The following is a 5,847-nucleotide window of genomic DNA, read 5'->3' as shown; positions in this document are numbered from 1 at the left end:
GCATTGCATTGACTGACAATGCCATTGTTTTGACAGACAATGCCAATGCATCAAGTTTTTATTTACAGATTAGAGTGGGCATTACAATACCCACCCTACAAGCTGTTGTTACTGATAGCTGAAAAGCTTGTAAAGCAATACTTTCAGACTTACTTGCCCTAAGTGACAGCTTCGCGTTTATCCACCTAAAATTAGTAGTTCCCAATACTTGACTAATTAAATATTTTGTTTAACTATATATACTGACCAGCAAATAACTAGCAAACAGCACCAGTTTATTTTTAGTTTGGGCGTTGCTCAATCTAGGGATGAATGTATCACGCAAAGGCGAGGACATTTCCACAGTCAGGGTTTCCTACGCCACTTGCTACAACGGATAGCGTTCGCGCAGCGTCTCGTAGAGAAGCGGTAGCGAGTCAGACGCTCCTACGTCGCTAACGCTACGCTATCGAGCGTCGGGAACCTCCCTTCGGGTTCACCAGTCGCCTACGGTGGAAAACCCGCCTACAGCGCTGGATTCACCGCAACGCAGTGGCTTGACTTGAGCAAAGTGTCCGTTGCAAAGACAAGGCAGTGCGTTGCAAAGCCAGCACGCTCAGACGAAGAGAAGTCACCATATAAGGTTTCCTTAGATCACAACTTCGGGGTTTTCCTTATCTGGTGACTGGCGTCCGGGTTAAGAGACTTAAAGCAATTGCCGTGCAAAGGAAAATCCATAAAATCATCCCGCATTTATGCAACGCCTTAATTTGAAAGATAAATACGTATACTCATCTGTTAGTTAACACAAATGCTCAAGGAATTGTTCAATGTTGAATACTAGTAAAAAATTGATTGCTTTAGCCGCACTAATACCAACGTTAGTAAGTGGTATGCCAGTTAAGGCAAATATTCAAGGATGTAATCCTACTCGATCCAACCGCTCAGTATGCCCTAGTACAGCAACGCCAGAAATAGCTAGTTTTATTGATCCTACAGCAATAATTTTCGAGGCTGACAATATTACATTGGCAAAACAAGTCTACATAGGACCTTTTGCGAAGCTAATCGCTAGCTATGATGCTGGCATTACCATTGATGCAGAATCGAACGTGCAAGATAATGTCACAATCATTGGCAAGTTTGAGCGCGACGAGCATGTAAAACAAAAGGTTAGATTACTAGGTATAAAAGGGGTGAAAATTGCCGATCACGTAATTATGGCTCACGGTGTAACAATCAAGGGTCCAGCCCAGATCGGTATCGGTGGTACTAACATTGATGTAAATCCAAACAAAGATCAAGAAGTATTTCTCGGTTTTGGCAGTGAGGTAGACGGCGCAATTTTGCAGAAAAATACGGGCGTTTCCACTCTAGGACGAGTAGGTAGTGGTGTAACACTCAAAAGCGGCTACATTGTTTTACCAGGTAAGAACGTTACTACCCAAGCCCAAGCAGACGACCCAGCTTTAGGTAAAGTGCGCTTGCTCACCGAAGCTGACATTGCCTTTAATGAAGCCGTACTTGAAGTCAATATTGCCTTTGCAAGAGAGTACACCAAGCTTGCAAGAAAAAATGCGTCAAACGTGCGAGGCATTAACTACGATCCTGGAAACACAGCATTTAACCCCAATCAAGACCTACCAGAACTTGCTGGAGTTCCTACCCGCGACCCTAACTTCCGCAACCGAATCATTGGCGACGTGAACCTCGCTGATTCTAAGATGCGTATCGACTCTACTAAAGTTATGGGTAGACGGATTTCACTCCGTGCTGATGAGGGTGAACCTTTTAACGTCGGACGTATCAATCGGATGGGAGACAATACAATTTTTCATGCTCTACAAGAAAGCAATATTATTATTGGCAACAATGTTACTTTCGGTGCTAAGTCCATTGTGCATGGTGGCGGAAGACCCCAAGTAGATATTAATGGCGAGCAAGAGCCTACAACAATTAAAGACAACGTTACGCTCAAAAGTCAAGCAATTATCTTTCGTTCTTTAATTGGAGAAGGCTCTACCATTGGAATGAAAAGCCTTGTTGTCAATTCGGTGTTAGCTCCCGGCACAAATATTGGTGACAAAATTATCTACGATAACAACACAGTTTTTGGTCAAGTTGAGTGGTAACAATACCTTATTCAAGAGATGAAAATTTATGAGGCAAGACTTGTACAGAAGTCTCATTTTATACTCTTATTCATGACGCTATTAGGATTATTTTTGAGTAGCTGCAATCAATCTAAGCCGACGAGTAACAATCTCCCAGTACAAGGCATTGTTGCTACTTTAGAAGACAAAGTAGAAGAGCTACCAAACAAGCGTATTGCATGGTCAACTTATTGGAAAATGTGTTGGGACAAATACCCACAAGCTATAGCCTATGAACTGCAAACGATAACTAGTGAAGGCAGAGCGCCAAAGTTTCGTCGCCAAAGCGATCGCTGTTTTCAAATTCAAGCCGCCGCAGGTGAGAACAACAAAGCTCAAGGGTTATTGAACAGAGATGCAATACTATCTTTTGAAGCCGCACAGCTTTCTTACCGAGTTCGAGCCGTTCTAGAAAGAGAAAACTATAGTAAATGGTCCCCAGCTTGGGCTGTAGGCGAACCAACAAGTAATAAAATTCAGCAAAAATCAAATAGGAGTCCTATATAAATCAATACGCTTGGGTTAAGCATTTTTCTCTTTTTTCTGTTTCCTCTGCCTTGAAAAGTTCAGATCGCCGGAAACCGGCGCTCCGACTTTTCGCTGCGCCCACCGTTCGCGCAGCGTCTTTGAAGGAGAAGCTTTGAGGGGCGGCTTTTGCCGCTCAAACTTCTCTGTGCGGTAGCCTGCGGCAAGCCGCTACGCGTCTACGTTAAAAAAATTGACTTTGATAAAGAGTTTTAGCCTTAACCCAAGCGTATTGCGCTATAAATTCCGGAAAACCTTTTCTACAATTAACGCAAGCTGCTTTCAGCACCCCGCCCCCCGTGCAAAATCGGCATAGTAAACAATCCCCACGCTAAACCCGTAATCAACCCAAAAGGTGTAACCAGATAATTATTAAAACTCCACAAACCGAAAATCTGTGCTGCCAATTCCAAAGGATAAGCCATCATTAGCACACTAGCTAAAGCCACACCACTCCAACCATACTGATTCAACCAGTAAAAACCTTTACCACCAGTTACCACATACAACAGACGAGTAATCAGCAAACCCATGACAGTGCCGTAGCAGCGCATACACACAGCCATAATAAACGGTGGTGCCAAATCTAACCCCATATCTGGTTGCGGACAAACATGATTACCCATGAAATAAATTATGTCCGCAATCCCAGGAAGCAAAGACACTCCAGACGCAGCCAAAAAGGGAGCGATAGGTGGGCCAAAAACCATACCTACTAACAAGAAATCAGCAATCAAACTAACCCAATTAACCTGCAACTCTTCACTGAAAGCTACTCTTGTCATCTCCCTTTCTCTGCGCCCTCTGCGCCTGAAGCGGTTTATTTTCCTAACCTACCTTATTAACATAAGGACTTGTCAACTTATCCAACTGCTGAATCAACAGACTCAAGAATAATCCCACATCTGTTACCACACCCACCGATTCCACAGAACCGCGATCGCTTAACTTAGTCACCACAGCTGGATTAATATCCACACACACCATTTTTACCCCTGCCGGAGTCATATTTCCTACGCCAATGGAGTGCAGCATCGATGACAGCATCAAAATCATCTCCGTACCTTCGAGGTGTTTGGCATAAGCCTCCTGTGCTTTAATCAAATCCATTTGGGTATCAGGCAAAGGCCCGTCATCCCGAATCGATCCCGCAAGCACAAAAGGCACATTATTGTGGACACACTCATACATCACGCCACTTTTAATTGCCCCCGCCTCCACAGCTTTGGGAATGCTGCCATAACGACGGATACTATTAATTACCTTCAGGTGATGGCGGTGTCCACCATGCACGGCGACACCCCGCTTCATGTCTACACCCAAGGAAGTGCCCATCATATTTTGCTCGATGTCGTGAACTGCGATCGCATTACCACCCAGTAATGCTTGCACGTATCCTTCCCGAACCAGTTGCGCCAAGTGTTCGCCGCCACCAGTGTGAATCACCACCGGCCCAGCCGTGACAACTACCTTACCACCAGCATCGCGGATTTTCCGCAATTCCCAAGCTACTTGCTCAACCACCAATTCCACGCGCCGTTCGCTAGAAACCCCCGCCGACATAAAGCTGAATTCTTGGGTGCTGCGTAGTTCGCGCGATTCAGTTTTGCGGATGGTGCGGATACCTAACACATCTACAATTACTTGTTCACCAACTTTTAAATCGCGTAGTATTTTACACCGAGCGACAAAACCATTGGCAGTTTGGGTAATTGCGATCGCGCCATCCATCCGTTGATTTTCCACCTTTACCCACTGGCCATTAATTCGGACTTCAGTGGGATAAATTGTACTAACGTAGAAATCATCAGGTGCAACACTGTCTTGAATTACCGGCTCCAGTTTTGCGTCTCGCTCATCATGCGGTAAATCTACAGCACCCAATTCAATCAACCGGGAGATGATCTCTTCCATCACCTCATGGGATGGCGCTGATACCCTAACTTCGGCGGCTGAGGTACTTTGGCGCTGTTCTCCCAAGTTAAAATTCAGGACTTGGAAGCTTCCTCCAGCGTCTATAATCAAATCCAAAGCGCGGTTAATTAAGCCTGCGTCGAGCAAGTGTCCCTCCATGCGAATGACGCGGCTTTCTACCGAGACATTGGCATGAAGTTCATCTCTAACTGGTTCTGTTACCCGCAAAGTTAAACATTTAGCTGCACCACCAGCTTTGAGAAATTCCGTAAGCGGTGTTTCCAACACTTGGAAACCTGCATCTGCAAGGCGGGTTTTCAAAGCCTCACTCGTCTTGTTCATAATGACGATGCTATCTACATTCACCGCATTACAAGCGAAGTTGACTGCATCAGCCTCTTCAAGTGCAATTCGTTTTTCGGGTGCGACTCGCATTTCGATTAAGCGGTTGGAGTAAGAATCAAAAGCGCCTGGATAATATAGCAAATAGCCATTTGCTAGGGGACAAAAGCAGGTATCCAAGTGATAGAAACGTTCGTCTATGAGTCGCAGGGATAGCACCTCAATATCCAGCCATTTAGCTAAATAAGGGTGAGAATCTAATTCTGAGCGGAAACCGTATCCCGCCCATAACCAGCGTCCTTCTCGATCCAGCAGTGCGTCCCCTGCTCCCTCAAAGGGCAAATCTTTGGGAAGTTCATTGACTGTATAACCATTTGCCTCAAACCATTGTTTGAAGAAAGGCTCCTCTCCCTGACGTTCTTTGTGCAAAAAGCGACTGAGGACGACATTATTCCCCAATACTAAGCCAGCGTTGGCGGTAAAAACCAAATCTGGCCAACCTTTTTCAGGTGGTACTAAGTCTACAATGGCGTGTTGTTTAAGGATCTGGTGTAGTCCCTGCCACTGTTCCACGGCGCGATCGCGCGATGACTTGTGAATATTCCCTTCCATCCAAGGATTAATCACATAGTCCACATCGTAGTGGTCAGGAGGGCACATCAAAAAGCGAATACGGGAAGTCATAAAAATCTTACAAGCGTTTTATATACTAGCTTATTTGGGATACAGATTTTCGATCTACTGACATTCGGTAAAATATGCTACTAGAGCTTCTATCTTTTGATAGTTGAAGGCTTTACAAAAGCTTCGTTCTTAATTCTATTACTGGAAGATAGGAATAAGTAGAGAAGGTGGCAAAAGTCATTAGTCATTAGTCATTAGTCATTAGTCATTAGTCATTAGTCATTGGTCATTGGTCATTAATATTCTCCCC

At 44.7% G+C, this 5,847-nt stretch carries 4 protein-coding genes; 2 read left to right on the top strand and 2 right to left on the bottom strand.

Features of this window, described 5'->3' with window-relative positions:
- The first annotated feature begins 809 nt into the window (after positions 1-809).
- Positions 810-2,111, top strand: coding sequence for an acetyltransferase (locus ACFE90_RS20265; protein ID WP_375503650.1), 1,302 nt, complete (start codon positions 810-812; stop codon positions 2,109-2,111).
- Positions 2,112-2,204: 93 nt separating this feature from the next.
- Entirely contained in the window at positions 2,205-2,639 is a 435-nt protein-coding gene (locus ACFE90_RS20260) for a hypothetical protein (protein WP_375503648.1), read from the top strand.
- 284 nt (positions 2,640-2,923) lie between these two features.
- Here the strand turns inward: ACFE90_RS20260 and ACFE90_RS20255 are convergent, their stop codons facing one another.
- Positions 2,924-3,442, bottom strand: coding sequence for a DUF2085 domain-containing protein (locus ACFE90_RS20255; protein WP_375503646.1), 519 nt, complete (start codon positions 3,440-3,442; stop codon positions 2,924-2,926).
- Between the two features lie 43 nt (positions 3,443-3,485).
- Positions 3,486-5,597, bottom strand: a complete 2,112-nt coding sequence (locus ACFE90_RS20250) for a TIGR00300 family protein (protein ID WP_375503644.1) — start codon at positions 5,595-5,597, stop codon at positions 3,486-3,488.
- Positions 5,598-5,847 lie beyond the last annotated feature (250 nt).

Origin of the sequence: uncultured Nostoc sp. (assembly GCF_964245445.1) — a bacterium.
Classification (GTDB): domain Bacteria; phylum Cyanobacteriota; class Cyanobacteriia; order Cyanobacteriales; family Nostocaceae; genus Nostoc.
The sequence above is the reverse complement of the archived record's forward strand: the minus strand, read 5'-3'. Positions and strand labels throughout refer to the sequence as shown.